The 25,666-nt window shown below is 61.8% G+C and carries 23 protein-coding genes and 1 pseudogene; 10 read left to right on the forward strand and 14 right to left on the reverse strand.

The genetic code is table 11. From position 1 onward, the window contains the following. Nucleotides 1-98: 98 nt before the first annotated feature. Both GRI75_RS10485 and GRI75_RS10490 read left to right on the forward strand, forming a co-directional pair. The gene (locus tag GRI75_RS10485; protein WP_160746925.1) at nt 99-1,025 is read left to right on the forward strand and encodes a lipid kinase; all 927 of its coding nucleotides are present in this window, start codon (nt 99-101) and stop codon (nt 1,023-1,025) included. Between the two features lie 123 nt (nt 1,026-1,148). Then, a complete protein-coding gene (locus GRI75_RS10490) occupies nt 1,149-1,988 on the forward strand; it encodes an SDR family oxidoreductase (RefSeq protein ID WP_160746926.1) in 840 nt (279 codons plus the stop codon). Nucleotides 1,989-2,284: 296 nt separating this feature from the next. Here GRI75_RS10490 and GRI75_RS10495 read toward each other — a convergent pair whose 3' ends face one another. Then, on the reverse strand, nt 2,285-3,685 hold the full coding sequence (locus tag GRI75_RS10495) for a sensor histidine kinase (protein ID WP_160746927.1): 1,401 nt from the start codon (nt 3,683-3,685) through the stop codon (nt 2,285-2,287). 424 nt (nt 3,686-4,109) lie between these two features. Beyond that, nucleotides 4,110-4,325 (reverse strand): annotated as a pseudogene (locus GRI75_RS10500) (integrase); the annotation flags it as partial. A 359-nt stretch (nt 4,326-4,684) separates the two neighbouring features. On the opposite strand from GRI75_RS10500, the gene GRI75_RS10505 reads away from it, so the two are divergent. Continuing rightward, nucleotides 4,685-7,972: a sensor domain-containing protein gene (locus tag GRI75_RS10505; RefSeq protein WP_160746928.1), complete on the forward strand. Its 3,288-nt coding sequence runs from the start codon at nt 4,685-4,687 to the stop codon at nt 7,970-7,972. 96 nt (nt 7,973-8,068) lie between these two features. On the opposite strand, the gene GRI75_RS10510 is transcribed toward GRI75_RS10505, so the two are convergent. From GRI75_RS10510 to bcsS, 5 genes are all read right to left on the reverse strand, one after another. Further along, on the reverse strand, nt 8,069-8,365 hold the full coding sequence (locus GRI75_RS10510) for an Hpt domain-containing protein (RefSeq protein WP_160746929.1): 297 nt from the start codon (nt 8,363-8,365) through the stop codon (nt 8,069-8,071). Beyond that, nucleotides 8,358-8,729 (reverse strand): response regulator, encoded by a 372-nt coding sequence (locus GRI75_RS10515; RefSeq protein ID WP_160746930.1) that lies wholly within the window; start codon nt 8,727-8,729, stop codon nt 8,358-8,360. The genes GRI75_RS10510 and GRI75_RS10515 overlap by 8 nt, the downstream gene beginning before the upstream one ends. Beyond that, on the reverse strand, nt 8,726-11,221 hold the full coding sequence (locus GRI75_RS10520) for an ATP-binding protein (RefSeq protein WP_160746931.1): 2,496 nt from the start codon (nt 11,219-11,221) through the stop codon (nt 8,726-8,728). Before GRI75_RS10520 ends, GRI75_RS10515 begins: the two co-directional genes overlap by 4 nt. A gap of 2 nt (nt 11,222-11,223) precedes the next feature. Beyond that, entirely contained in the window at nt 11,224-11,967 is a 744-nt protein-coding gene (locus GRI75_RS10525; protein WP_160746932.1) for a glycoside hydrolase family 16 protein, read from the reverse strand. Nucleotides 11,968-12,064: 97 nt separating this feature from the next. Further along, nucleotides 12,065-12,772 (reverse strand): cellulose biosynthesis protein BcsS, encoded by a 708-nt coding sequence (bcsS, locus tag GRI75_RS10530; RefSeq protein ID WP_160746933.1) that lies wholly within the window; start codon nt 12,770-12,772, stop codon nt 12,065-12,067. 164 nt (nt 12,773-12,936) lie between these two features. On the opposite strand from bcsS, the gene GRI75_RS10535 reads away from it, so the two are divergent. The 3 genes from GRI75_RS10535 to GRI75_RS10545 are packed head-to-tail and all read left to right on the forward strand — an operon-like array spanning nt 12,937 to nt 14,835. After that, complete coding sequence (locus GRI75_RS10535) at nt 12,937-14,109, forward strand: PP2C family protein-serine/threonine phosphatase (protein ID WP_328597970.1); 1,173 nt, start codon at nt 12,937-12,939, stop codon at nt 14,107-14,109. Continuing rightward, entirely contained in the window at nt 14,106-14,432 is a 327-nt protein-coding gene (locus tag GRI75_RS10540; RefSeq protein ID WP_160746935.1) for an STAS domain-containing protein, read from the forward strand. The genes GRI75_RS10535 and GRI75_RS10540 overlap by 4 nt, the downstream gene beginning before the upstream one ends. Beyond that, on the forward strand, nt 14,398-14,835 hold the full coding sequence (locus tag GRI75_RS10545; protein ID WP_160746936.1) for an ATP-binding protein: 438 nt from the start codon (nt 14,398-14,400) through the stop codon (nt 14,833-14,835). The genes GRI75_RS10540 and GRI75_RS10545 overlap by 35 nt, the downstream gene beginning before the upstream one ends. Here GRI75_RS10545 and GRI75_RS14700 read toward each other — a convergent pair. Both GRI75_RS14700 and GRI75_RS10550 read right to left on the reverse strand, forming a co-directional pair. Then, complete coding sequence (locus GRI75_RS14700) at nt 14,822-14,956, reverse strand: hypothetical protein (protein ID WP_268891526.1); 135 nt, start codon at nt 14,954-14,956, stop codon at nt 14,822-14,824. The genes GRI75_RS10545 and GRI75_RS14700 overlap by 14 nt on opposite strands. A gap of 41 nt (nt 14,957-14,997) precedes the next feature. Then, nucleotides 14,998-16,806: a glycosyltransferase family 2 protein gene (locus GRI75_RS10550; protein WP_160746937.1), complete on the reverse strand. Its 1,809-nt coding sequence runs from the start codon at nt 16,804-16,806 to the stop codon at nt 14,998-15,000. Between the two features lie 853 nt (nt 16,807-17,659). On the opposite strand from GRI75_RS10550, the gene GRI75_RS10555 reads away from it, so the two are divergent. After that, on the forward strand, nt 17,660-17,833 hold the full coding sequence (locus GRI75_RS10555; RefSeq protein ID WP_160746938.1) for a hypothetical protein: 174 nt from the start codon (nt 17,660-17,662) through the stop codon (nt 17,831-17,833). A gap of 102 nt (nt 17,834-17,935) precedes the next feature. Here GRI75_RS10555 and GRI75_RS10560 read toward each other — a convergent pair whose 3' ends face one another. The 5 genes from GRI75_RS10560 to GRI75_RS14835 form a co-directional block, all read right to left on the reverse strand. After that, the gene (locus GRI75_RS10560) at nt 17,936-18,439 is read right to left on the reverse strand and encodes a hypothetical protein (RefSeq protein ID WP_160746939.1); all 504 of its coding nucleotides are present in this window, start codon (nt 18,437-18,439) and stop codon (nt 17,936-17,938) included. Next, the gene (locus GRI75_RS10565) at nt 18,436-19,086 is read right to left on the reverse strand and encodes a hypothetical protein (protein ID WP_160746940.1); all 651 of its coding nucleotides are present in this window, start codon (nt 19,084-19,086) and stop codon (nt 18,436-18,438) included. Before GRI75_RS10565 ends, GRI75_RS10560 begins: the two co-directional genes overlap by 4 nt. Before the next feature lie 2 nt (nt 19,087-19,088). Next, nucleotides 19,089-19,610 (reverse strand): hypothetical protein, encoded by a 522-nt coding sequence (locus GRI75_RS10570; RefSeq protein WP_160746941.1) that lies wholly within the window; start codon nt 19,608-19,610, stop codon nt 19,089-19,091. 137 nt (nt 19,611-19,747) lie between these two features. After that, complete coding sequence (locus GRI75_RS10575) at nt 19,748-20,254, reverse strand: hypothetical protein (RefSeq protein WP_160746942.1); 507 nt, start codon at nt 20,252-20,254, stop codon at nt 19,748-19,750. A gap of 209 nt (nt 20,255-20,463) precedes the next feature. Further along, nucleotides 20,464-20,583, reverse strand: coding sequence for a DUF6961 family protein (locus GRI75_RS14835; protein ID WP_407925143.1), 120 nt, complete (start codon nt 20,581-20,583; stop codon nt 20,464-20,466). A gap of 464 nt (nt 20,584-21,047) precedes the next feature. Between GRI75_RS14835 and GRI75_RS10580 the strand changes: the two genes are divergently transcribed. The 3 genes from GRI75_RS10580 to GRI75_RS10590 all read left to right on the forward strand — a co-directional run bounded on the left by GRI75_RS10580 (nt 21,048) and on the right by GRI75_RS10590 (nt 25,636). Further along, nucleotides 21,048-21,653, forward strand: a complete 606-nt coding sequence (locus GRI75_RS10580; RefSeq protein ID WP_160746943.1) for a hypothetical protein — start codon at nt 21,048-21,050, stop codon at nt 21,651-21,653. 244 nt (nt 21,654-21,897) lie between these two features. Next, a complete protein-coding gene (locus GRI75_RS10585) occupies nt 21,898-23,244 on the forward strand; it encodes a hypothetical protein (RefSeq protein WP_160746944.1) in 1,347 nt (448 codons plus the stop codon). Between the two features lie 733 nt (nt 23,245-23,977). Continuing rightward, on the forward strand, nt 23,978-25,636 hold the full coding sequence (locus GRI75_RS10590; RefSeq protein WP_160746945.1) for a recombinase family protein: 1,659 nt from the start codon (nt 23,978-23,980) through the stop codon (nt 25,634-25,636). Nucleotides 25,637-25,666 lie beyond the last annotated feature (30 nt).

Genomic DNA, 25,666 nt, shown 5'->3' on the forward strand with positions numbered 1-25,666 from the left:
GCGCCGCGGCGGGAGCGACCTTAGAACGTCTGGTCCTGAACTTCGATTGCGTATAGCGGTTGTTCCTTGCCAGATAATCATCCCGATCGACTTGCCTGATGACGTCGCACCCCATCAAGCGCGTTCTGCTCCTCCACAATGCCAAGGCGCGGCGGAGCGGCGAGGCCCTCGAAACGGTATGCGCCCGGCTGGAGGCTGGAGGCTTCGCGGTTACCGTAGAACCGTTCGAGAACCTGCCCGAGATCGCTCGGGACATCACGCGACTTCACGAAACGTCGGACGCGGTTGTCGTTTGCGGCGGCGATGGATCGATCTCGTCGGCCGCCCCGGCCGTGATCGAGAGCGGCCTGCCGCTCGGCATCATCCCAGCAGGAACCGCGAACGATCTTGCGCGGACGCTGTCCATTCCGCTCGACTTTGCGGCGGCCGCTGACCTCATCGTTGCCGGTCAGACGAAACGGATCGATGTCGGGATGGTGAATGGCCACGCGTTCTTCAATGTGGCGAGCATCGGCCTAAGCAGCGACCTTGCCCAGAAGCTCGACCCAGAACTGAAGAAGCGGTTTGGACGGCTCAGCTATGCTGTTGCCGTGGTGCGTGTGATGGCGAGCGCCAGGCGCTTTCGCGCGCGGATCGTCGAGAAAGGCAGCGGTACGCGGGTCAAAACCTACCAGATCGCGGTAGGGAACGGCCGTCTATATGGCGGCGGCAATGTCGTTGCAGAGACAGCCGCGATCGATGATGGCCGACTGGATCTCTACAGCCTGGAGATGCCGAGCCTATGGAAGTCGGTGCTCATGGCGCGGGCCTTCAGAACCGGAACTCACGGGGCCTGGAAGGAAGTACGGACGGCGCGGTGCGTGGAGTTCGACATCGAGACCAGGCGCCCGATGCCGGTCAACACCGACGGCGAGATCGTAACTGCTACGCCAGCCCATTTCCGGGTGCTGCCCGCTGCGGTCACGGTCTTCGCTCCAGCCGACGCCAGCACCGGGCCTCACCCTCTCCGCCTCTATCATCCATGATGGGCCGGCACGTTCGATTGCCGTAACCGGGCGTCTGCTGCACGTCCGATTTTAGGCCGTGCTTTCTAGTTCGATCAGCCCACGGCGGCTTGCCACGCGCTGCGCATCATCTAGTCTGACCGGATGAATGGACATCACGTTGCTGGTAAATCGATCGTCATCACAGGAGCGGCAAGCGGCTTCGGGCGGCTCGTCTCTGAAAAAGCCGCTGCGCTGGGGGCGCGGCTTACCTGTGCCGACATCAATTTGGATGGCGTGGAAGCCGTTGCTGCGCAAATCCGCGCGGCCGGCGGTACTGCGCAGGCCGTAGCTGCTGATGTCACCAAGATGCAGGACATGCGCTCGCTCGCCCGTGCAGCGGTTGAGGCGCATGGCGGCGTCGATGTGATGATCAATAATGCCGGTGTCATGCCGCTAGCGTTTTTCGCCGATCATGAGGCTGCACTAGACGCGTGGGACCGGTGCATCGACATCAACTTCAAGGGCGTGCTGCACGGAACGCTTGCCGTGTTCGACCAGATGATGAGCCAGGGGCGCGGCCATATCGTCAATCTTTCGTCGATTTACGGCAATCATCCCGTCGTTGGCGCAGCGGTCTATGGCGCTACGAAAAGTGCGGTGAACTTCCTGTCGGAATCCCTGCGCGTCGAGGCGCGAGGTAAAATCAAGGTCACCGTGATCAAGCCTACGGGGGTGCCCGTGACGGGGTTGTCCGCCACCGTGATCAATCAGCAAGCCGGTATCGGTATACTCGCGCACAACATGGGCGAGTTTGCGGATATGGTTGTGGATATGCAGCAGGGCACCCTCCCGGCAGAGCGCCTCGACCCTGACAACATCGACTACGCGTCGCTTGCGCCAGAACACATTGCGGATGCGATCATCCATACCATTGACCAGCCGTGGGGGATCTCCATTGCCGAGGTGACTGTGCGTGCTTCCGGTGACTATTTCATTCTCTAGGATAGAACATTCCCTAAGCTACACAGGCGCCGCAGCCGTTGGCACCCGCTTCGAACGGCTGGCATTTGGCGCATGGCTGCCCCGCGGATGAGCAAGAGCAGTCTGTCGGCTCGTGGGCCGGAAAGCGACATTGGCGCCAGCGACTCCGCGTGTCGGCTCTGCGGATGGAAAGGGTCGATGCAGCCTGTTATCAGCTCAACTGCTTCGTCTACACCTCTCCTGATGAGCCAGGCGCGTCATGAGCCGGGTCAATAGAATGACCTGGACAGAACCGGGAATGCTACACTTCCTCGACGCTACAGAGCTCCGGCTTCGCCGGCCGAACTCGCACCAGGCATCTTGTCGCTTCGGACCAGCCGAGTAAACGGTGCGTCGATCTCGCAGCTCACCCCTTCAGGGATGAAGAGAACTTCCACGCGCCCGCCAAGCTCAGTAGCCAAGCCGCGCTCCAGCAGACGTGACCCGAAGCCCCTCCGCACGGGCGGGGCAATGGCGGGGCCGCCGCTCTCCCGCCAGCGTATCTTCAGAAGCGGCTCGGGAACGTTCTCATCGACTCTCCAACGCACTTCTACGGCGCCGCCCGGGACGGAGAGGGCACCGTACTTGGCGGCGTTCGTGGCGAGTTCATGGAATGCCATGGCGAGCGAGATCGCTGGTTCCGACCTAATCTGCAGCTCTGGCCCGTCCACAGCGAAACCGTCGGCACCGGACTGGAACGGGCTGGTTGCCGCGCCGACGACTTCAGCGAGGCTCACACCGTCCCAGTTCCGCCGAGTAAGGGCATCGTGGGCGCGGGCCAGTGATTGCAACCGCCCTTCGAACGCAGCGCGCGCTTCGCCTGTCGCCGCTGCCTTGAAGGTCTGCCGGGCAAGGCTCTGGACTACCGCCAGGGTGTTCTTCACCCGATGGTTGAGTTCATTGATCAGAAGCTGCTGGTGTTGCTGCGCGAGCCGGCGCTCCGTTGCGTCGAGCGTGATGCCGGTCATCTTCAGCGGACTTCCGTCCCTGGCGCGCTCGACCACCTCGCCGGTCGCTTCGATCCAGCGGACTTCACCGTCCTTGATGATCCGGCACTCCAGGATGCCGCGGCCCGCCTCGACCGCAGCTGCCGCTTCCTTCAGGTGCGCATCCAAGTCGTCCGGATGGATTCTGCTGCACCACTGCTCGAAACCAGTGACCCAGTCGAGGTCGTCGCCGGCAAGCTCGTGGAGCGTCTTGAGATCGCTCCAGCGGATTGAGTCGGTTTCGAAGTCCCACTCCCACGCCACTGCGCGCGCAGCTCTTTGCGCGAGCAGCAGGCGCGCCTCGCTCCTGCGGAAGCGCTGCTTCACCTCTTCGGCAACGTCCCGCTGCTCTTCAAGCGCAAGCTTCGCCAGATGCTCCCTTTCGGCACCCCGACGGAGCATGTCGCTGCCCACCGCCAGCGCGCTCGCAATCGTGAAGTAGAGGAACAGCGTTACCGCCTGGGGCGCCGTGCGGATCAGGAAGGACCCGTGCGGCCCCACGAAGAAATACCAGCCAGCGAACCCGCACAGAAGCACCGCGAGCATCCCCGCCCGTCTGCCATAGAGGTGTCCCGCCAAGGCCGCGGCAGGGAAGAAGGTGATGAACTGAACGCCTTCGAGGAACGGATCCAAGGCGATGCGGAGAAGGATCGCAGTGGCGGCGATGCCCACCGCGCCGCCGTAGCGTTTCATCGTGGAAGAGGTGATCAACGGCTTTTCTCTGGACTGACGGGCTTGGGTAGCACGGAGGGATGGATCCAATCTAGGCTACTTCAACGTCGGTGCTGACTCGGCTCACAGCTAAGCCAAGGCGGAATGACGCAGCATCCGACTGCATGTCTGCTTTCGCCGCCGCCCCTCACCTGCCAGGCTGCAGTTCATGAGGCGCACAGGCCCGCAAACTTGCTTCTCGGCCACAGCGGCGGCGAACCTGCCACTCTCCGCTCGGTGTGAAGTGACGGATCTCATCAGAGACGCGGTCGTTAGCTTAGAACTCGCTCGCATCAGCGGCCGTTCACGCGGCTACTGGCGGATGTCCGACTTCCACCCAGACGCGGACGACCGCTAATGAGGACCAGGAGCTGAGGAGCGGCCATCTACACGACGGGATGGCCGCTCAGACGTCAGATTCAGTGCGCTCGGCGAGCATGAGCGCATCTTCGACATCTACGCCCAGATAACAAACGGTGTTCTCGATCTTGGTGTGGCCCAGCCAAATCTGAACGGCGCGCAGATTGCCGGTGGTTATGTAGATCATTGATGCCTTCGTTCGCCGAAGCGAATGCGTGCCGTATTCCGCTCACCGAAGGCCAATCGCTGTTACCCACTCGTCCCCGGAATGGCCTTGGGAGAAACAGAGCTGCCGGTCAGATGCTCGGCCGGAAGGCGACTGGCCGGATTCGGCTGAGCCTGAGCAGATACTACCGCACCCTCAAGCGCCGGACTCTTCAGCGATGCTGTCGTTGCTGTTGCAGCGGAGGAGCGAGCCCGCGGTCCCGACGAGCGAATTACCCGATGGAGACAGCGGTTACCTCACATGAGCACCGGCGCGACCTCGCAAGCGCCGCTTCGAGCTACCCTTCGAGGAGCACACTCCTCGCCCGGGATCCGCAACTAGGTAGATTTACGCCTTCGCGCGAGGGCATTCCTTCACTGTCTCTGAGTAACGAATTGACTAGGGAGATCAGCAACATGAGCTCGGTACTTTCGGTGGCTACCATCTGGGGCGGCGGAGTTGCGGCGGCCGACGCCGAGGTCGAAGCACCGATCCTCTCACCAGCTTTTCTCTCATCTGCACTATCTGGTGCTGGCGTGGGAACCTGGCAGGTCGACATGCGCTCCGGACTACTCGCCTGGGACGCGACCACGAGCATCATCTTCGGGCTTGATCCCGTCGCGATCACGTGCGGCGCTGTCCTTCCGGTGCACCCCGAGGATCAGGCGCTCCTGCGGGATCGGCTGAAAGAGAGCCTGCGCAGCACTGGGGGCCTCGATGTCATTTTTCGGGGTCTACGGGCCGATGGATCGGTTATATGGCTACACGCGCTCGGCCGGCCGCTTCTAGAGCTGTCCGGCCAGAGCCGGTACATCGCCGGGACCCTTGCAGACGTAACCGAGCGTCGCCAGGCTGCCGACGCGCTCCTTGAGAGCGAGCGCCAGCTACGCTCTGTCTTCGACAACCTCCCGGGTGTCGCCTACCGCTGCGAGCTTACGCCGCCTTGGCAGATGGATTTCATCAATGAAGCCGTATCCGAACTGACGGGATATGAACCAGAAGAGTTCCTATCCGGCAGGCTAAGTTGGGAGAGCTTGGTCGAGCCGGAAGATCGGCCGCTGATCACGGAGAAAGTGGCCCAAGCTGTCTCAGCAGGATCCTCTTTCGAGCTCCGCTACCGCATCCGCGGCAAATCGGAAGAGGCTCGCTGGGTTCATGAGCGTGGCGCCGTTGTGTACTCTGCCGCAGGTGACCCGCTCTTTCTCGAAGGCATTATCGGAGACATTCACGACCAGGTCGCCGCCGAGAAGAAAGTCGAGGAGACCGAAGGACGGCTCCGCTTCGTCGCCAAGGCGACGCAAGATACCATCTGGGACTGGGACCTAGCTGCTGATGAAGTTCGGCGCGATGCGGGTCTTACCTCAAGCGACCTCGCAATGGCGAAAAGCGAGAAAGGTAGCTGGTTGGACCGGGTACACCCCGATGACCTCGCCCGAGTCACGGCCGAACTGCAGCGCGTGGTCGCTGGAGAGGCCGACCGCTTCGTTTCCGAATACCGCTTTTTGAAGCCGGACGGCAGCTACGCGGACGTTCTGGATCGCGGATATCTGATCAGAGACGACCGGAGGCAGCCCACCAGAATGGTTGGGGCGATGCTCGACAACACTGAGCGCAACGCCTCTGTTCGCGCCCTCCGAGACCGCGAGGCGCGGCTACAGAAGGTCTTCGGCCAGGCCCTCGTCGGCATCATCGAGACCGACCCGGATGGCTTGATACGGCTGGTTAATCCGAAGTTTTGCGAGATCCTCGGGCGCAGGAGCAGCGAGCTCAAGGGGCGCTCCATCGCCGAGTTCACGCACGTCGATGAGGTTACCTGGAAGCTGCCGCTTTCACGCAGGAAGGCCGCAGCCAAGAAGCCCTTCCAGAAGGAGATGCGCTACGTTCGTGCAGATGGCGAGGTTGTATGGTGCAACGTCAGCGTGTCGTTCGTCATCTCGGACACGGGCGAGGTCGAGAGTTCGATCATCCTGGCCGAGGACATCACGGCGAAGAAGGCGACCACCGCGGCACTCCGTGAGAGCGAGATGCTTTACCAGAGCGTGCTCGAAGCCAGCGCGGACTGCATCAAGATCATCGATCTGAAAGGCAGGCTGCAGTTCATCAACATGCCCGGTGTGCGGGCGCTGGAGCTGGACAACCCGGACGAACTCACCGGCCGGCACTGGGGTGAGCTCTGGCCGCCAAGGTGCCGCGACATGATCAAGGCCGCGCTCGCCAGCGCACGAGAAGGGGAGAGCGTCAGAGTGGATGGTTACTGCCCCACCGCCAGGGGAACGGCAAAGTGGTGGGACGTGTCCGTGACCCCGATGCGGAACGATGCTGGCGATGTGATCCGCATCCTTGCGATATCCAGGGACATAACCACCCAGCGCCAGACTTCGGATCAGCTTCGCTGGACGAGTGAACATGACAGTCTGACCGAACTTCCGAACCGCAGAGCGTTCGAGGCCCGGCTGCAGACCGCGGCCATTCGCGCGATGGAGTGCGGCGACGACGTAGCTCTTCTCCTGATCGACCTGGACCACTTCAAGCATGTGAACGATGCGCTGGGGCACGCGGCCGGGGATCACCTCCTCCGCGTTCTGGCACAGCGGCTGAGAGGTATCGTCCGGGCAAGCGATTTCGTCGCCCGGCTCGGCGGAGACGAGTTCGCGATCATCATCGAAGGTGCGGACGCCGGCTCGAACCTGCTCGCGACCGGTCAATCGATACTGGAACGGCTCAGGAAACCCGTCCGGTTCGAAGGGCGGCTCATCAGCCCCGCGGCCAGCGTCGGCGGCGCCGTGTTCCCGGCAGATGCAACAACCGCGAACGAGCTCTTCAAGAACGCCGACATCGCTCTGTATGCGCTGAAGGAGAGTGGCCGCGGCGGTTTACAGAGGTTCCACGGACAGATGCGGGAGCAGGCCCAGCTCATCTCGTCGCAACTGAGCCTGGCACGAGCGTCGATCTCCGAGAGATCAGTGGAGCCTTATTATCAGCCGAAGGTGGAGCTCGCCACGGGGCGGATCGTGGGGTTGGAGGCGCTCCTTCGCTGGCGCCATCCGTCCAGGGGTATGCAACTTCCCAGCACCGTTGCGGAAGCCTTCAACGACTACGAACTCGCATCGAAGATCGGCGACTTGATGCAGCGGCGGGTGCTGCGCGACCTGCGAGGCTGGCTCGACCAGAAGATCCCCGTCGGGTTCGTCGCAGTGAATGCCTCGCCGGCCGAATTCATGCGCGACGATTTCGCCGACCGGTTGCTCCTGAAGATCGACGAGTTCGGCGTGCCTCCAGGCATGGTCGAAGTGGAGGTCACCGAACACGTCTTCTATGAACGCGGGCCCGACTACGTGGGCCGCGCTCTCCAGCAACTCAACGCTGCCGGCCTCAGGATTGCGCTGGATGATTTCGGAACCGGCTACTCATCTCTTTCGCATATACGCGATTACCCGGTCGATGTTCTGAAGATCGACCGCTCGTTCGTGGCACGAATGACGCACGACGCGGAAGCCAGAGCGATCGTATCCGCGGTCGTGAAGCTGGCGGAGAGCCTGAAGATCGACGTCGTTGCGGAGGGCGTGGAGACGGAGGATCAACGAGAAGCGCTTCTCCAGGAGAACTGCAGGTTCGCCCAAGGTTACTACTTCGGGCGAGCGATGGAAGCCGGCGAGGTGTCCCGCTTGATCGCTGCGGTGCCTCAGCCGAGGCGAGTTGCGTAACAGCGACACCGGCGCGCTGCGAGCAGTCAGGAACATCTTTGATGCGGCCGAGCAGACCCGCAGACCGCTCTGCCACGCTGCTTCCAAAGCTGCAGGTCAGCGCTCCACCACACTCCGGATAGCGTCGCTCAATGTTGCAGTAAGCTGGTCGATCTGGTCCGCCTCGGGCGTCCCGCCGAGCGCCTCATCGAGGCGCTTGGCGATCGCGGAAATCTCCGGATACCCCATGGTGCCGCTCAGTCCGGCCAGCCGGTGAACCTTGTCGCGCAGACTGGCCAGATCATGGGGTGAAGCGGTGGCAGCGGAGAACCTGCACAAGTCCTCCAGCTCGCCGGCAAGCCTCTCCCGGAAACGGGCTCGCAGCTCTGACATCTTCTGGTCGTAGTCAGTCACGGACGAGAAACTCACGCACCCGCTCGGCCAATCGCATCGGGTCGAACGGCTTTGCGATCACCCCCTGAGCTCCCAGGGCCATCAACGCCGCCGCGTCGCTGTCACCGGCGCGAGCTGTGATAAAGATGACTGGCGTAGTACGGTCCTGGTCGTCACGGATCCGCTTTAGAGTGGCTGCCCCGTCCATGTCGGGCATCATGAAGTCCAGCAGCACGACATGCGGCTTCCAGGTGGGTAGCTCCTCGAGAGCTTCGGCGCCGGAAGCGCATGTGCGAACCTCGAATTCCGGATCGAGCTCAAGGCTGAGTTGCGCCACCTCGCGGAGATCGGGCTCGTCGTCGACATAGAGTATTCGCCAGCTCATTCGTGCGCTCCCTGCCGTTTGGTATGGCGCTCGACCACGTCGACGAGCCGGCGCAGCGGCGTCTTGGCTTTGGTCAGAAAGTCTTCGAACTGGCCGGCGTTGGCTCCGTCGGCATCTTCCGCCGAGAACACCACGATGGGCACAGAACCCTGTTTCTCACGCAAGTGCGCCAGCAGTTCCGGCCCGCGCCCATCGGACAGGGTGAGATCGAGGATCACAGCGTCGAAGCGCTCTTGATCGATGGCGGAGCGCGCTTGCGCCAGGCTCTTGGCCGACACCACCTGAGCCTTGTCGCTCATTGCCGCAGCGACGACCCGCAGGATGTCCGGATCGTCGTCTACGTGCAGGATCACGGGTCTTGCACCATTGTCGCCCTGTATGGTCTGGTCAATCCGCTGTCCTATCGTGTCGACCTCCAGCGGCTTATGCAGCCAGTCCACGACGAGCGCCGGATCGGTTACAAGCTGACCTTCCGCGTCCTCGCCGAAGGCGAGGATCGGCGTCGTCTCGTTACAAGTCGACCTGCGCACGTAGCGAACGATCTGTGCCACGTCGCCAGCATGCGACCCGAATTCCACCAGCACCGCATCGAAGGGGCCACTGTCGAGCATCTGGTAGGCCGTGGGGAGCGTCTGCGCGGTGTGCACATCATGGGTCGCATCAAGTGCCGCGAGCAGAGGCGAAGCCGTACTCGGCCCGCAGAGGAGCACGCTGTGGCGAACCCTTTCCACGGTCTCCTCCTCCACGAGCGCCGGTAAGTGCACGTGAAACTGGGTTCCTTCGCTCGGTCGGCTGTCGAAACTGATAGAACCTCCGAGCTGCTCGACAATCTCGCGCACGATGCTCAGCCCCAGGCCTGTTCCCCCCTTCGCTCGCGCATCCGAAGAGTCAGCCTGTACAAATTTCTCGAAGATGCGTGTGTGGAACTCTTCGGGTATACCCGGTCCCTGATCCGACACAGTAATACGGTGGCGCCGCCTTCCTGGTGCAAGCGTCAGGCTGACACAGCCGCCAGCGGGAGAAAACTTGATCGCGTTGGACAAGAGGTTGGCGATGACCTGCGCGAGACGATCGCTGTCGGCCAGCACGTGCGCCGCCACCTCCGGCCGATCAAAGCGAAGATCCACGTTGTAGGACCGCGCGAAGCCGGCGTTCTCGTCGAGCGCCTGCTGAAGTGCGGAAGTCAGGTCGATCGGGCGATTGTCGAAGCTCATCTTCCCTGACTCGAGCTTCTCGACGTCGAGAATGTCGTTGATCAGCCGGACCAGCCGGTCCGCGTTGCTGTGAGCGATCGTGATCAGCCGCTTCACCTTGTCGCTAAGTTCGCCCGCTGCACCGCCGGCGAGCAGCCCGAGCGATCCTGCGATGGAGGTAAGCGGAGTGCGGAGCTCGTGACTCACCGTCGAGACGAACTCGGCCTTCATGGTCTCGATACGCTTGCGCTCGGTGATGTCGCGGATCACCACAACGTAGCGCAGGCCCTCTGCGAATGGAGCTCTTGTGATGGCGACGTCCGTTGGGAAGGTTTCGCCAGACTTCCGCCGCCCCACGATCTCCCGCAATGAACCAGGCTCGCTCTCCATCAGGTTCAATTCGCGCAGTAGCTGGGCCACACGGCCGATGGGCGGGGGCTCGGCAAAAAGCATACCCGCGTCGCGGCTCAGAAGCTCGTCCTCGTCATATCCGTACATGCGCACGGCGGCTGGGTTGACGGACTCGATCGTTCCGCTCGGATTGAGTATGAGGATGGCATCCATCGCGCTGTTGAGGATGGCAGCGCGCCGTTGGGACGTGTCCTCAAGGGTGGCCAGCATCCGTTGCCGCTGCTCCAACATCCTGCCGAGCGCTATTGCAGCCGCGGTCAATAGGAAGAGAAGGCCGCCCAGCAGTCCGAGTGTGAGCCAGCGCAATGCTGTCGTCGCATCCGTCGCCTGTCGCGAAATCCTCCCGAGGTGCCTCTCTTCTGCTTCGAGCATCGCGCCCAGAGCACCGCGCAACCCGTCCATCAGATACTTGCCACGCCCGCTGAGGACGAGTTCGCGAGCAGCGACAGCATCGCCGGCCCGGTGCAATGCGACCGTGCCTTCCGAGAACTTGCGCTTCTCCCGTGAGGCTTGTTCCGCCAGGGCGAGCAGCCGGAGCTGTTCAGGCTGGCTGGCGAAGGCGTGCTTCATCCTCGACAAGATCGCCTCGAGATCGGCCATGCTCGCATGGTAGGGGTCTAGGAAATCCTCGCGCCCGGTAATCAGATAACCTCTCTGCCCGGTTTCGAGGTCTTGATGAGCTGAGAGCACTGACAGCACCAGTGCGCGGCGCTCCTGCGAAGCGGAGACGGCAGCTCGCAAGCGGTCGGCAGAGGCCGTCTGCTGATAGACCAGCAGGGCAATGGCCGCGATGATGATAGGCGCACAGAGTATCGCGAGCCAGACGGTCCTGCGCCAACGTGCATCCGTGCCGGCGGACTGTGGCTGAGTTTGTGCGAGCGTGGACATCCTCAGCTTCGCTGCCAAACTCGGACGTGCTCGACTTCCATGCTTGCGGGGAAGGCCGCTTCATCGATCCCTTCGGCGCCGCCCCAATCACCGCCAACAGCAACGTTGAAGATGAGAGACATAGGCCGATCGAACGCAGCAGCGTCGGTTACCAGAGCAACCTTGCCGTCGACCGCGATGGTCACACTGTCTGCAGTCCAGTGCAGCTGGTAGTCATGGAAGGCATCGCAGCTCCGGATCGTCGTTCGAGCTTGCTGGTGATTGCCGTTTTTGAAGTTCTGTTCCGGCGTATGCACCGCATGGTAGACGACATCAGGCTCGTGCCCCACCGCCTCGGCAATGTCGATCTCCCCTCCCTCCCAATTGCCAGGTGACTTGTCCGGGAACAGCCATATGGCGGGCCACGCGCCGACGGCGCACGGCAGCTTGGCACGGATTTCGAAGAAGCCTCGATGCCAACGGGCCTTGCCGCGCGTCGTCAGGCGAGCTGAGCTAAAGCGCTGCCCCTTCCAATCGCGCAACCGTTCGCGAGAAAGGTCCTCGCGCTGGGCCTGGATGATCAGCTTGCCGTTCTCGATCCGCGTGTTGGCGGACCGGCGCCGCGCGTAATACTGGACTTCGTTGTTGTACCAGCCCGATTTGTTGCGCGCAGTGTCATACTGCCAACGCTCCTCGGAAGGGTAGGACTGCTCATCGAATGTATCCTGCCAGACCAGCACATAGTCCGCGGGCGGGTTGATCATCATGAACCCGTCCATGCTCGAAGCGCTCGATGGTGTGGCTGCCGTTAACGCGAGGGCGGCCACGCCGGCGCCAAACGCTTTGCCGCGCGGGCCCCTCACCTCAGAACGTTCGGCTTAGGCTGAGTGCAGCGTATGGCTTGGCATTGCGGCCGGCCTGTTCGCTCAGCCCGCCGGAAATCCGGACCTCGGACTTCTCAGCGAACATTGTCGAGACGAACAGCCCCAGGGAACCGCGCGTGTAGGTATCGTCCCCCTGCACGCCCGCCTCCACGCCCGCTCGCGTCTGGCTCTGTTCCGACAGAAGGCGCCCAGCGCGAAGCTCCGTGATGTAGGCCTTGTCGAGCACGCCGAGGGACCCAAACCAGCCAAGCCGCCAGCGGTTTCCCACCGCTCCGTCCGTCTGAAGCGCGACATCCCACCGCGTTCCGACACGCTCGTTACCCGAGTCTGCCGGTTCGAGCTCAGTATCCGTCACGCGGGGGCCCACGCCAAAGTTCGCCCAGCCCCAATCGCCCGAGCTCTGATGTACGAACGCGAGTTCGGCTGACGTATACTTCCCTTCGATCTCGACCGCGTTGGTCCGATACTCGTACCTGCCGGCGCTGACGCCGCCGCGCACGGCCAGACCGCTACCGAGCCGTGCACCGGGTAGAGCGACGACCGCTCCCGCGTAGATATTCTGACCTTCGCTCACTGCACCTCCGGCGTAGACGACGCCGCTGTCCTGAGCTTCGGCGATCGATGGGGCGCTGGCGGCGATCATTGCAGCTAAGGCTACGGAGCGAATCAGGGAGCGGATCGTTTGCAAGTGCTGATGTTCCTCGCGGTGCGGAATGCGCTGTCTGTGGCCGCTCCTGTAGCGGCCAATCTTTGCGGAATGGTAAGTATCTACATAGTTTCTAAGGAGCTAACACACTGTCAACGATAGAGATGAAAGGGGTTTCCAGACGGCGGCCGATAGATCGCCTGAACGTGCTGATCGTGGACGATGATGAGATCCTCGGCGAGTTCATCGCCTTGGAGCTCCAGTCGCGCGGCTGCAGTATCCTCCTGGCGCCCTCCGGAGAAGAGGCGCTCAAGCTGATCGGTGAGGACGTCGACCTCCTGCTGACCGATTGGCAGATGCCCGGGATGGACGGAATGGAGCTCGTCCGGCGCGTCCGGCAAGAGCGAAGCGGGGAAAGCTATCTGCACATCGCGATGATGACAGCTCGTGAGGGTTCTGGCGCGATGCTGGAGGCGTTGGCCGCTGGGGTGGACCACTTCCTCTACAAGCCGGTCGACTCAGTGCAGCTCGAGCTTGCAGTCGCGACCGCCCGGCGCAACCGCCTGCTCCACCGCCGCCTGAACCGGCGGAACCAGCTTCTGGCTACGGCTCACGCCCGCATGCGCAAGGTCTTCGTGGCTCTGCGGGAAGATCTCGATGCGGCCGCCTCGCTGCATGAACGGCTGCTGCCGAGCGGCAGGATCGTTGGCTCTGTGCAGCAGGTCCACCTCTATCAGCCGGCGTTGAGTCTGGGCGGGGACACGATCGGCACCCTGGACCTCGGTGAAGGTAAGACGCTGTTCTTCATGATCGACGTTCGTGGCCATGGCGTTCCCGCAGCACTGGAATCGTTTCACCTTCACCATCGATTGAAGGGATTCCGCCCCAGCGATCCCGCAGAACTGTGTCGGGCTGCCGTGGGGTTGAATGAAGAGATGCTGCAACGCGGCGACGGTAGCTACGCGACGATGCTGGCGGGTGTCATCGACGCACCCGCCAACAGAGGATGGATCGTGCGCGCTGGCCACCCACCGCCGCTTCTTCAGCAAGGGACCGCTGTCACTGTCCTTGAACAGGGTGGCTCGATGCCGCTGGGCTGGTTCCCTGGCGTGAGCTACGCAGCGGAGCCGTTTACCTTCGGCCCATCCGCCCGTTTGACCGTCTATTCGGACGGGCTCACCGACTGCTTCGACGGGCGGCAATCTGGCGTTTCCGGCGATCTTTACCTGGCGCGGCTGCTGGAAGCGGGAGCGGAGAGGCCACTGGCGGGCTTCGTGGATTTCATCGAAGAGGGTCTGGGGCTCCGGAAAGCGAGCCCCCATGACGACGTTTCACTGCTTGCGCTGGAGCTCACTAGATTGGAGGATAGTGCGCCATGAACGAGCGGAAGGACATCTTCGACCTGCGGGTCGATTGCGAGCGATTGGACGCCGCGGCCGCGCCCGAGTTCAAGCGGCGAGCGCAGCAGGAGCTGCCTGCTGAGCAGAAGCGGGTCTTGCTCGACCTCGATGCAGTCAGCTTCATCGACTCCACCGGCCTCGGTGTGTTGGTCTCCATACTGAAGCAGATGGGCCCGGACGGCCGGATTGCGGTGATCGGCGCCAGGCCGCCGGTCCGGCGCCTGTTCGAGATCACGAGGCTCGATAGCCTGTTCAGGCTCTACGGCGATGCCGACCAGGCACGGCAGGCCCTTGCCGGCTGAAGCCGTTCCCGGCGCCATCCGGATTAACGCGGATCTGCGTGAAGTTCGGCGGCTGGCCGAATGGTTGCGCGGGAAGTGCAGCGAAGGCGGCTTGGGCGAGATGGCCGCGTACGACCTCGAACTCGCCACTGTCGAAGCCGCCAACAATGTCGTGGAGCATGGCTACGCCGGGACCAGCGGAGGGGAGATCGGCCTGGACCTCGAAATCGATCGAGGGATCGCTGTCATCACGTTGACCGATCATGGCATCCCCGTCCCGCCGGGACTGTTCGATCAGTGCCGCCCGGCACCCTTGGATGCGACCGAAGGCCGGGGCATCGGTATCGTCCAGTCCTGTGTCGACGTGGTCAACTACAGCACTCGAGAAGGGCTGAACCGCCTCACGCTCATCAAGTTGCTCTAGGCTCCCGCTGAGCCAGCGAGGGCTCGCCCTTGCCCGGCATGACGTGCCCTGCCCCGTCCGCGAGTTCGCTATCGTCGATGCTCGTCACGATCGCGGCAGTGATCAGCATGACGGCGATCATTATCAGATGGCTTCGGCCACGCCGCAGCTTCTCACGGAATCTCACGCTTCACCTTCCGGTTTCCAAACAGCCGCTCGAACCATGATCGACATGGCGAGGATGTTGCTCAGCCCCCATAGCCCGTTCACGATCAGCCCGCCCAGGCTATATCCGCCTGCACCTCGCATCAGCTGTACCCCCGCCCACGCCAAGCCGAGAACCGTCAGCGCAATCACTGCGATCTGGGGCCATGCCAGGTGCAACTGGTTGCCCGCTTGCCGCTGCTTGGGCGTCACCGGGAACGAGATCCTTTTCCTGCGGACGACGGCCCACAAGGCGCGAAGCGAGATGGGGAAGCTGGCAAGGTAACTCACTTTCCCCTTATAGCCGGACAGGCCCCAAGTGCCCACCATGAACGCCAGTTCGTTCAAAACCAGGAATGGCAGGGCATAGGCAAAAAATTCACCGGTGTAGGCATTCACAGGCGCTATTCCGGTGAACAGAAAGATGAGCGGTGCGGTCAGGAACACCACGTTCCAGAGCGCAGCAAGGTACGACCAGAACGTGGCCAGGTACATGACCCGCTGCATGAATGAGAGGCCCGGCTTCAGGATCGGGTTATCATGGAAGAAGATATCCAGGCTGCCGCCGGCGTATTTGAAGCGCTGGATCGTCCAGGACAGCAGGTCCTGGGGAGAGAGCATCTTGGACTCGACCTCAGGATGAAGCACGGTTTTCCAGTGCCGCTCCTTCTCTTGGTGCAGCACCAGGGTCGAATAGATATCCTCTGACACGTGGAATTTGTAGGGTGTTAATTCTTGGCTCTGAGCGGCCTGCCAACGCGCCAATGCATCGAGCGCCGCATTGCGGCGACGCAGGAGGCGATCGATGCGGGGTCGTGCACCGTCCACGCTGCGCGAAACTGCGTCGGAGAACTCGCGTAGAGCCACGAACATCACAGCTTCGCGGCGGTGGATCGAACCGGCTCCACAGCAGAATGCGGCGTTCCACGGATTCCTTCGCCGCTGAATGATGTCGTAGAACATCGCCGGATCGTTGGCGAACGGGTCCTCGCCGATACGTATCTCTCCGAAAACTGACTCGACCCCCTTGCCGATCAGCCGACCGGTTTTGCCGAGCCACCTGCCCAAGACCTGCTGCAGGCGCTCGCCTTCCGGTATGTCGTAAAACCATTGGGGCGTCTGCACGACAGCCACATCGGGATCGCGGAAGTACCCTAGGGTGCGCTCGAGGATGGATGGAAGCAGCCTCGTATCGGCATCGCAGATGACGATGAAATCACCGCTTGTTTGCTCCATCGCATTGCGCAGGTTGCCGGCCTTGAAGCCGACGTTGTTCTCCCGCGTTATGTAACCCACGCCCTCTTCTTCGGCCACCTTCCGCATGCTGTCTCGGCGGCCGTCATCGAGGACGTAAACCCTGAGCTCTAGCGGATGCGGATAGGTGACCGCCTTGGCGTCGCGAATGGATAGGCGAACCAGCTCTTCGTCTTCGTTGTACGTGGCAATGAACACGTCCACCGCCAAGGGGCGGTCTCCCGCCTCGCCCGGTTGCACGCACTCGACGATGCTGGCCGGCGGAGCTTGCCTGGGGTAGTCGCGTGTCCTCCAGAGGTTCGCTGTGAACAGGATCAGCCCGATGTAGGCGCAGGTCTCGGCCACGACGAGCGGCATCGCGAACCACAGCGCCTCAAAGTTCAGCGACTCCGTCCATCGCCAGTGAAGATAAAGTGCGCCAGCACCCAAGGAGGCGACCGCAAGGAATTGCCAGATCAGCTCAACGGGCCGGGAGAACGGAGTGGGAGCCGGAGGCGTTCGCGCCTCAAAACGGTCAAAGTAGAAGCTCGCCATCCGGCCTTTCAATCTGTTGCACAACAGGATGTTCCCAGCTGACCTGCAGAGGTTAAGATTTGAGTTCGACACGTGGCACGGAGTGGCCCGTTCGGCTCAGCTGCACAGGGGCGGAACATTTTCGATCTGCACGATTCTCTTGCCGCGCTGCACACCGATAGACGATCGAGATCAGCAGAACTGCGTAGTTCTCAACCATCGTCCACTTCGGAGCTCCGCGCGGAAGCGATGGAACGACCGCTATTGGGCGCGAAGCTGACTGGCCGTTTCGCCGTCCGGAACGTCCGCTATCCCAATCGGCGCTCCTGAAAGGAGACGTTCCGGTTCGTCCGACGAAGCGGTCGTTCGCAGGGCTCAGTTTGCTCGGCGAACGATCGTGCGCTTAGCGCCTTCCCGGCACGATTCCGGACAGTCCCTATCATCCAACAATGCTGCCGTTCCAGCGGCACGCCATACCCGGCTTTGGGGTCGTCGAATACGTCGCCGAACGCATGAGATGAGGGCGCGGCGCTGCCCGGCAGCTCACGCCCGGAGCGGCTCTGTCGAGTGATGCCGATCCCGCGGGGAGGTCCAATCGGTCGAATGATGTCCCGAGCTGGCTGATAACCGCTTCCACGTTCACACCGCATCTCAAGGATACACCCCGCCTTCGATTTGGCCGATCAAGGTTAGGACACCCGAAGACCTTCCGATGAACGGCCCCTTGCGCGGCTCGCAGGTGCGCCTCGCACAAGCGCCTGTAGATCTCCGAGCTATAGTGGCCGCCTCCGCGCTGACCGCACACCTCGCATGTGGCTCGAGATACTGCGGTCGCTCGGCCAATGAGCATTGCTGCCTCGGGACTGTGGGTAGGATGCCTCTCCAGAAAGACCCGAAGTTCTCCCACCTTTGCCTTCGCTACCGCGACCCGGATGGCCGGTCCCACCTTGTAGAGATCGACGATCAGTTGGTCGAAAATGCCGCGCCATCCCGGCGGGAGGTCCTCGCGCTTGCTGATGTTCTCGACGAGCGCCTCGCGGCGCTCTGAGGCGCGCTTGCTATCGTTCATTTCGTTTTACCCAGTCTGTTCCTGTTGGAAGCCGAAGCTTCGGATGGGTTCGCGAGGGCCGCGCCTCGCTTCACGGTGCGGCTAGGAGTAGTTTGCCCGGTATTTGGCGATGAAGCTCATCGCGGCGGGGCGGTCCTCGCCTCTGTCGAACGCGTCGCGCGAGCTTGCGAAGCTCGGCGAGAGGAACATGGAAGCGAACGGAAACCCTCCGACATCAAGCCGCACTTCGGCTTTGTCGGCGAGCTCGCGCCCAAGCTCGAGCGTTATGCTGCGGCTGAACTCGTCTTCGTCTCTAGCTAGGCCGGCGAAGAAGTAGACGCTAAGCCCTTCGCCTGTCGCGTAGTCATCGACATAGCCAAGCCAGATGCGCTTTGGGACATGAACATCGCGCTCCGTCAGCTCCCAAGAGTATGGCGGCGGGTGCGAGGCGTGACCGTCAGCCGCCGGGTTCACCGAGCCAGAAGCGACCAATCCGCGTGCTCGCTCGGCGATGGCCGCCACTTCGGCGATTGCGCCCTCCCCCTTCTCGGCGAGGTGTCGAGCCGCTGCCTCGGAAGGCAGCGGCGTGTCTCGGCGGTTGCTCATGCGGTGTTGTCCCCGGCGGCAACCCAGGCCTTCCAAGCGGCAAGTGCTTCGACATATCCCCGGTCGGAGCACAGGCGGTGGCAGGCGCCCTCAAGGCCGTTGATGCTGACGCGCCGCGACAGAACGATGCAGTGCACATGGCTGCCATATCCATCCAGGCCCACAACGCTGGGCACATGCGCGGCCATGATGACGGGGAAGCGTTGGCTGACGAAGTGCTTCCGGGCGAAAGCTCGGGCGCGCTCGTAGCCGGCGTGCCATGGCTCTTTCGAGTTGAGAGCCAGCTTCACCTGGATCATGACGTGGCGCTCGTACGGCGGCAGCATCTCGTCGAACTGTCGCAGCAGGAACGCGAGACCCGCGTAGTCGGCGGGTGCGGTGTCATGCAGCATCACCTCTACCTTAGCAGCTGCTCCGAACCTGGGGTCGTCGCCGGGCCGGATCTTCTTCTCAATCCAGGGTGTGATACCTGCCCTTGGCCCCTCCCCTTCCCACCAGTAGCGGGTGAAGGAGAAGCCGGGATGCTCTGAATCGCCCTTTCCGAAGCTCTTGAGCTCGGGAGTTTCGATCGCTGCGGAGGCTGTTAGCTGCACCACCTTCTTGGCGATGGTTCTGGGCTTGGCTGTTTTGGCAGGAGGCTTCGCCATGATCAGATCCTCCCTTCGAACGAGGGATTGTCGATCGCGAGGATGATCCCCGCGTTGCGCTCACCCTCGCTGTCGAACGGCGCCGTGTCGACCAACTCGAGACCCCAGCCACAGACGCGGACGTAAGGAGCTTTCACTGCGCTCGGGATCAGCCACAGATTGCCGCTCCGCCGGCGCCAGGCGAGATAGCGGCAAAGCCAGCGTTCGCTGCCGTACGGCAGGATGTCGAAGCTGGTCCCGCGAAGGGGATGGAAGCGCAAAATGGTGACGTCGTGCCCAGTGGCATCGCCGATCAGTTCGCCCTCCGGATACAGCAGAGGTCGATCGCAGCAGGTCGCTGCCAGCACGAAGCCTCCGTACGGAGCAACATAGCACTCGGTCAGCATAGCATTGTCGCGAGGCGCGCTCGTGTCGAGCATGACTCCGGTGGCGGTAAGGAACGTTTCTGCCCGCACCCGTGCCCGGTGCGTCGTGGGCCCAAGCAGGGGTTCGCCCGTGAACGGGCGTTCGGTCGTATAGTACATGAATCGATCTTTCTGTTTCTGTAGGGGAGCAGCGGCCGAGCGGTGGCTCCCTTGATTTTCATCTCTTGCTCAGCCTCACTGGCGAGCATCTGTTCAATTCGGGGATAGCGGCACCGCCCGTCGGTGCCCGGCTGGCGCTAAGGCGCCAGCAAGATCGCGTCCGCATGGCGCAGGCCGAAGTCGCGATCGACGGCGGTCTCCCACGGTTTCCTGGCCGGACGAACGCCTCGCTCGAGCACGAAGAACTCGGCTTCCGCGCCGGAATCCTCGGGATCCGGTACGAGGAAGAGAGCGCCATCCCAGTGTATCCAGAGCGGCAGGGCGCGGTGCCAGCGGACCTGCCCGCCGACGAAGCGCAGCAGCGTGAAGTAGAAGGTTGGTAAGCCGTCCATCGTCGAGCCGGGCTCGATGATCAGCAGCGTACAGCGGGTCTCGCGCACGGCTTGTTCAAGGCGGTACGGATGCTCACCGCCGGATGGCAGAAGAAAGAGATCCTGTGCGGGAACATTGAGAGCCTCCTGCAACTGCGGCGGCGTGATCGAAAGCTCCGGGGATGTGCGATAGCAGGCATGGACTGCCAGGTTTTGGGCGGCCTTCAGCGCCCCGCCCTCACGGGCGCGGTGTTCATCTGTTTTGTACTTCATGGAAGAGCCTTTCGAGGCTGCGTCCGGCCGGCTGCAGGTCCGGGCGCATCAGTGATTTTCACCTTCCGGCGTCAGCCACTGGCCCTCTTCGCCATCTAAGCCCTTGGGTGCCGACCGCTCACGAGCGGTTCGGCGGCGCCACCTGCTGCACCAGTTCGGTGTAGCGGGCCGCGACGTTCTTCCAAATCGTCATGCTTCCTTGCCCTCCTCTAAGAGCAAGGGACCCAATCTGCTCTTCGACAGGGTAGCCCATCGGCGCCGTGTTGCTTCTCGACCCACAAAGCCACGGCCCAGACCTCTTGTTCGGCGCTGCCGGACTGGGCCCGCACCGGCCTTGGCAGCGCCCAGCATCACCTCCGCCAGCAGGTGACCGAGGAGTTCGCTCACCGCATTCTTGATCAGGCTAGCTTGTGGAGACTAGGGCGGAATCAAACCGACGGGCTCGGATCTGTGACGGGCTCGATTGAGAAGAACATGCTGTGCGGCGATCCACATGCATCATTCGAAGCTGCAGCCCAATCGTAATTAGCGGTAGACCATGTTCTTTGCTGTGTTCTATAACGGCTGCATGGACGGGCTAGTCAACATCCTGCGCATGTTACTGGCACTCTTCGGAGTGGTGTTCCTGTGCGCGTGCCTTTCTGGCATCGTCCAGCATCCAAGGCTTCCCGTTCCGAAGGCTCCTCGCCGCTCTACGCGCGGATCATTCCCCTTCTTCAATCATCCGGCACAAGCCTGGGCAGCTCCCTGAGACAGGTCGTCATCCAACGACCATTTCAGCAAGGAGCAAGACATGAAAGCCTCAGTTTTTGAGAGCGCGGGTGTAACGCCCGCGACTGATGATGCGTGCACCCAAGAGCACGAAAAGCACGCGACCGAAGGACTGCACACCACTCCTGCCGACAAGCTGCTGGAGATCTTCATCGCGCGATATTTAGGTGAGCAGGACGAGCTGTTAGCCAAAGTTCGCCGGCTAAATGCGCTTCGAACGCGCAGCGAAGACGCTCGTAAGCGGTGTCTGAGTGTCAAATCGAAGACTACGCCGAACGCCGACAGAATCCGGGCGCTAAGGGAATTCCTCGGTAAGAAGGTCGAGCTTATACGTCCGCTCATCGGCCAGTTGGTAGAGCACATGGCCGCTGCCGAGATGGCGCGGCAGGAGCTGCACATCTATCAGGCAGCAGAGCGGCAAATCAGGCGAGAGCGGTCTGAGCGCGATCAGCGCCAGCTTACCCCCCTCACCTACGACTTCGTGGACGCGCTTTACACCCATCACGGCATCGATGGCAGCGCGCTTTCCTGCCTGGAGGAGAAAGACTTCCGCACGATCGCCGAACTGGTCCGGAAGCGGCATGCGGAAGTAGTGCCTGAGCTGTACACGTCCGAGGAAGCTCAATGAGCCCGGCCGCGCCGCAAGCGATCGAGGCACTGTCATCTGCCTGCCGGAGCGCCCGTCTGAAAGCGGGCGCGGAGGCCCTGGCGGCGTGGCCGACACTGCCCGACCTTGGCGGGCCGCAAATCAAAAGTGGGCTGCACACTTTTGAGGTATTGCGCCTCGGAAGAAGTCACATGACTTCTTCACCCACGGCACCCTTCGAGCCGCATTTTATCATGGGATGACCTGAGGCGGGACGAGCTTTGTCATGGCTCGTCCCGCTGCTCAGCAAGAAATCACGCAAGATCCGGAAATTGGATCCGCCTCGTTGCGGGGCGCTCGAGTGGAGAATCCGCGAATGTTGACCCTTGGACTAGAAGAGCTGTTCACCCCAGAGCTGTTGCAGGCATTCCGTGAGCGATGGGGCGCAAGCCCCGAGGTCTCTGCTGCAGAGGCCCGTGAGATCATGCGCCAGCTTGTCGAACCAACCGAGCGAGAGGAGTTCGTAACGAAGCTAGTGCTTTGCCTAGTTGGCGAGGAGCCAGACTTCCACGCCTGGATGGAAGCGTTCGCTGTAGGATCGTTCGAGCTCAGGCCGAACGTGAAGTACGCGCAACCCGGCAAGGCTGGCGTGCAGCCCGCGCGCTTCTACAAAGAGCAGCAGAAACTCATTGATGACGTGGCAGACAAGCAGCTGACGCCAGAGGAGAAGGCTAAGTGGCGGCATGCCTACGATGATGCCTTGAGGCTGATCGTCGCGAGTCAGGTTCTCAAGGAATTGCGGGTAGGTGTTGCGGCAAAGGCAGCTCTTGGCGCTGCGTGGCCGCTCATGATGGCGGCAGCCCGAAAATCCTTCAGTCAGAAGAACCAGAAGCTGCTGCACTATTTCGGTGACGAGCCGGCGTTCATCGCCCAGCTGGAGAAGGCGATAACCGCGACGATCCAAGGCTGGATCGACACTCATCATGGTGGGCACGCGCCCTCCGTGCGGAACTATTCGCCCGACTACGCCAAAGTTTGTCCCGGCGGGCTGTCAGAGTACGAAATAGCGGTACAGCTTGACCCTGCGACGCGAGCGGTCGATGCGTACCGATCGGCGATATTCGAAGCTCTAGAAGCACCTGATGAGCCGGATCGAACTGGTCCGTACACCTCCGATCCTCGCGAGCTTGCGCAGCAGGACGTTCCTAATCTGCGAGACCGCGTCGGGCCACGGCGTGAAGCCGCAAAAACACGATTCTCTCAGTACACGCCCGATGTTGCCGCGCTGTCTTACAGTGCGGCTGAACGAGAAAGACTCCGGCGGATGCTCCCAGTTCTCGCCCACGAAACGTGCGAATCTCCGCACTTCACTGCGGCGCGCGATCGTGGGTCTTGGCGAGCACATGTCCGCTATCGATCTTCGGAAATCCTGTCCGACAATGCGCTTCAAGAGGAGATCGCCGGCTGGGTTACCCAAGGCCTCCCACCTCCGCCAGATCTCAAAGTCGAGTTCGCGGCCTACTTCGAAGAAGAGGTTTGCTACCAGTTTCACCATGGTTTCATGAAGGTGAGCGACGCCTGGGCTCAACCTGGGTTCGCTACGCCAGGATCGCAACGGCCGGCATCATTCTAGGCAGCGGCTGCTCTTCAAGGATGCTCCTCAACTGGAAACTTGAGAACTTCCGCTCGCGCCGACGTAGGATATCTCGGAGTGTTGGGGAGGTGATCGACCGAACGTATGCCTAGGGCGAGTGACCGGCGAGAACCCCGGATGATCGACGGCTAGTTGAAAAAGGCGTAGACGAACAAACCAAGCACGGTTATTCTAAGTACATGATCCGGGTATGAGCGAGGCGGCCTGGACCAATTAGGAACGCCGGCTGCAGGCTCTAGATGCAGTCGCCGCAGATTTCGTGAGGCGCGCTCATCCTCCTTTTTTCGCTCCTGGCGCGGCTAGTCCAGGACCTTCCTACCCCTGCTTATCAGGGGGCTGTTGTCGAGGCTGGAGCACTCGGCTGCTTAGATGAAGGTCCTATTATGACTACTGAAGGAAATGAGAAATCTGGAAAGCGATCTGGTTCTGAGGGTAGCAAGCACCAAGTGCTTGCCACCCGGCAGCATTGCGCAAGCCTAGATCAGCAGATCCAAGAGCAGGCTTTAGCGGCCTGCAACCGTAGAGATGCGGAGCGTCTACGAGAGATGGTCCTGTCAATGGGCGGAGCACGGGCAGCCTTGGAGGTGCTTCGACGCAACAATGGCAGATCGAACCTCGCCAGCGTCGCAAAGGATGATCGATCGCTCCGCGGAGTCACGCGTCTCCTCGCGCGGCAGAAAGCATCCGAAGCACTGGCCGATGGAGGTCGCGCATGATGCTTCGCAAGCCTCGGATCGCGATCTACGGTCGCCACTCCACGGACAAACAGAACCCGAGCTCGAGCGCCGACCAAGCAGCTGCCTGTGTGCCGCTGGTCGGCTTGCTGAACGGGGAGGTCGTGGGCACCTACCTCCATTCAGAGATGTCAGGCTACAAACGCAATCGCCCCGGACTCACGCGTATGTTGGCCGAGATGCGCAGCGGCAACATAGACGTTGTCGTATGTGAGGCACTTGATCGACTTGCGCGCGATGGAGAAGACGTAAATTGGATAGGCAAAAAGCTGAGATACGACCGCGTTAGGTTATATACGCTGGCCGAAGGCGAGATCGATGAGGTCAAACTCGCCGTGGCAGGTATGCTCGGATCCCTATTCCTATCCAACCTCCAACAGAAAACTCTCCGCGGCATGCAGGCGGCCTTGCTCGCCGGCCGCTTCGTTGGCGGCCGCGCCTATGGATATCGTAAGGTGCACAAGATCGGATCGGATGGAGAACCGATCCGAGGCTTGCTGGAAATCAACGAGGACCAAGCGGCTATGGTTTGTCGCATCTTCGAGGACTTCGCGAATGGGCTTTCCTCGATTGGGATAGTGCGCCGACTGAATGAGGAGCGGATCCCCGGTCCGCGGGGAGGCGAATGGAATGCATCCACTGTCCGAGGTGACCCAAAGAAGCTCGTCGGCATCTTAAACAACCGGTTGTATTGCGGTGAACTTGTTTGGAAGCGCCGTGAGTGGCGCAAGAACCCTGACACGGACGATCGGGAGCGACGGTATCGGCTGCGAGACGAGAGTGAATGGGTCAGGATTGATGTTCCCGACATGCGCATCATCAATGATGAACTTTGGGATGCCGTCCGGGAGCAAATCGAGCTCCGAAGCCGAGACACAGCGAGAACGGCCAGTTCTCCGGTCGTGCACCGACGACGCAAACATCTTCTCTCCGGTACCATCAAATGCGCGACCTGCGGCTCCAATTTCACGATAGCGGGAAAAGACTACTATCGGTGCGCGGGTGCTCGCGAGCGAGGCACCTGCACCAATCTTCTGTCGCTGCGTCGCGAACCACTGGAGACTGCAGTCCTTTCGGTCCTACGGCATCACCTACTCCAGCCTGAACTCGCGGAGTTGTTCGTTGCCGAATTCCGGAAGGGACTGCGCGAGCTTACAGAGCGCTCGGAGAACAAAGGGGCGCGAGCGACTGAGCGCCTCGCTGAAGTCGATCAGCAGATTGACATGATACTGCGTAACATGCTTGTTAGCGAAGCGAGCCCTGCCCTGCACCGGATGCTAGCTGAACTCGAGCAGGAAAAGCGGGAGCTTGAGGAAGCGATGCAATTCGAGCCGCCGGCCGCCGAGCTTCTACCGCACTCGACTCTCCTGAGAGTATTCAAGGAGAAAGTCGACGCACTTAGCTCCGCGCTGAACGATGAGAGCGTACGCGTCCAGGCAGCCGAGCTCATCGGTGATCTCATCGAGAGCGTGACGGTCTATCCAGGCGAGACGCCGGAGGCCGAGGTATCAGCGAACATCACGGACCTTATCCGCTTTGCCGCAAACGAGAACGGCCCTGAGTGGGCGATGCGTAAAAGTTGTTCTGCAATGGTGGTTGCGGGGGTTGGATTTGAACCAACGACCTTCAGGTTATGAGCCTGACGAGCTACCGGACTGCTCCACCCC

It is taken from the genome of Croceibacterium soli (assembly GCF_009828065.1).
GTDB lineage: Bacteria > Pseudomonadota > Alphaproteobacteria > Sphingomonadales > Sphingomonadaceae > Croceibacterium_B > Croceibacterium_B soli.

Bases quoted from the DNA above. Each gene is read 5' to 3' on its own strand.
- GRI75_RS10565 (WP_160746940.1), bottom strand. From the start codon at position 19,086: ATGGCGAAGCCTCCTGCCAAAACAGCCAAGCCCAGAACCATCGCCAAG.
- GRI75_RS10590 (WP_160746945.1), top strand. From the start codon at position 23,978: ATGATGCTTCGCAAGCCTCGGATCGCGATCTACGGTCGCCACTCCACG.
- GRI75_RS10540 (WP_160746935.1), top strand. From the start codon at position 14,106: ATGAACGAGCGGAAGGACATCTTCGACCTGCGGGTCGATTGCGAGCGA.
- GRI75_RS10525 (WP_160746932.1), bottom strand. From the start codon at position 11,967: ATGATGATCAACCCGCCCGCGGACTATGTGCTGGTCTGGCAGGATACA.
- GRI75_RS10575 (WP_160746942.1), bottom strand. From the start codon at position 20,254: ATGAAGTACAAAACAGATGAACACCGCGCCCGTGAGGGCGGGGCGCTG.
- GRI75_RS10550 (WP_160746937.1), bottom strand. From the start codon at position 16,806: ATGGCGAGCTTCTACTTTGACCGTTTTGAGGCGCGAACGCCTCCGGCT.
- GRI75_RS10555 (WP_160746938.1), top strand. From the start codon at position 17,660: ATGCCTCTCCAGAAAGACCCGAAGTTCTCCCACCTTTGCCTTCGCTAC.
- GRI75_RS10515 (WP_160746930.1), bottom strand. From the start codon at position 8,729: ATGAGCTGGCGAATACTCTATGTCGACGACGAGCCCGATCTCCGCGAG.
- GRI75_RS10560 (WP_160746939.1), bottom strand. From the start codon at position 18,439: ATGAGCAACCGCCGAGACACGCCGCTGCCTTCCGAGGCAGCGGCTCGA.
- GRI75_RS10495 (WP_160746927.1), bottom strand. From the start codon at position 3,685: ATGAAACGCTACGGCGGCGCGGTGGGCATCGCCGCCACTGCGATCCTT.
- GRI75_RS10505 (WP_160746928.1), top strand. From the start codon at position 4,685: ATGAGCTCGGTACTTTCGGTGGCTACCATCTGGGGCGGCGGAGTTGCG.
- GRI75_RS10585 (WP_160746944.1), top strand. From the start codon at position 21,898: ATGGCTCGTCCCGCTGCTCAGCAAGAAATCACGCAAGATCCGGAAATT.
- GRI75_RS10485 (WP_160746925.1), top strand. From the start codon at position 99: ATGACGTCGCACCCCATCAAGCGCGTTCTGCTCCTCCACAATGCCAAG.
- GRI75_RS14700 (WP_268891526.1), bottom strand. From the start codon at position 14,956: ATGATCGCCGTCATGCTGATCACTGCCGCGATCGTGACGAGCATCGAC.
- GRI75_RS10580 (WP_160746943.1), top strand. From the start codon at position 21,048: ATGAAAGCCTCAGTTTTTGAGAGCGCGGGTGTAACGCCCGCGACTGAT.
- GRI75_RS10545 (WP_160746936.1), top strand. From the start codon at position 14,398: ATGCCGACCAGGCACGGCAGGCCCTTGCCGGCTGAAGCCGTTCCCGGC.
- GRI75_RS10570 (WP_160746941.1), bottom strand. From the start codon at position 19,610: ATGTACTATACGACCGAACGCCCGTTCACGGGCGAACCCCTGCTTGGG.
- GRI75_RS10490 (WP_160746926.1), top strand. From the start codon at position 1,149: ATGAATGGACATCACGTTGCTGGTAAATCGATCGTCATCACAGGAGCG.
- GRI75_RS10520 (WP_160746931.1), bottom strand. From the start codon at position 11,221: ATGTCCACGCTCGCACAAACTCAGCCACAGTCCGCCGGCACGGATGCA.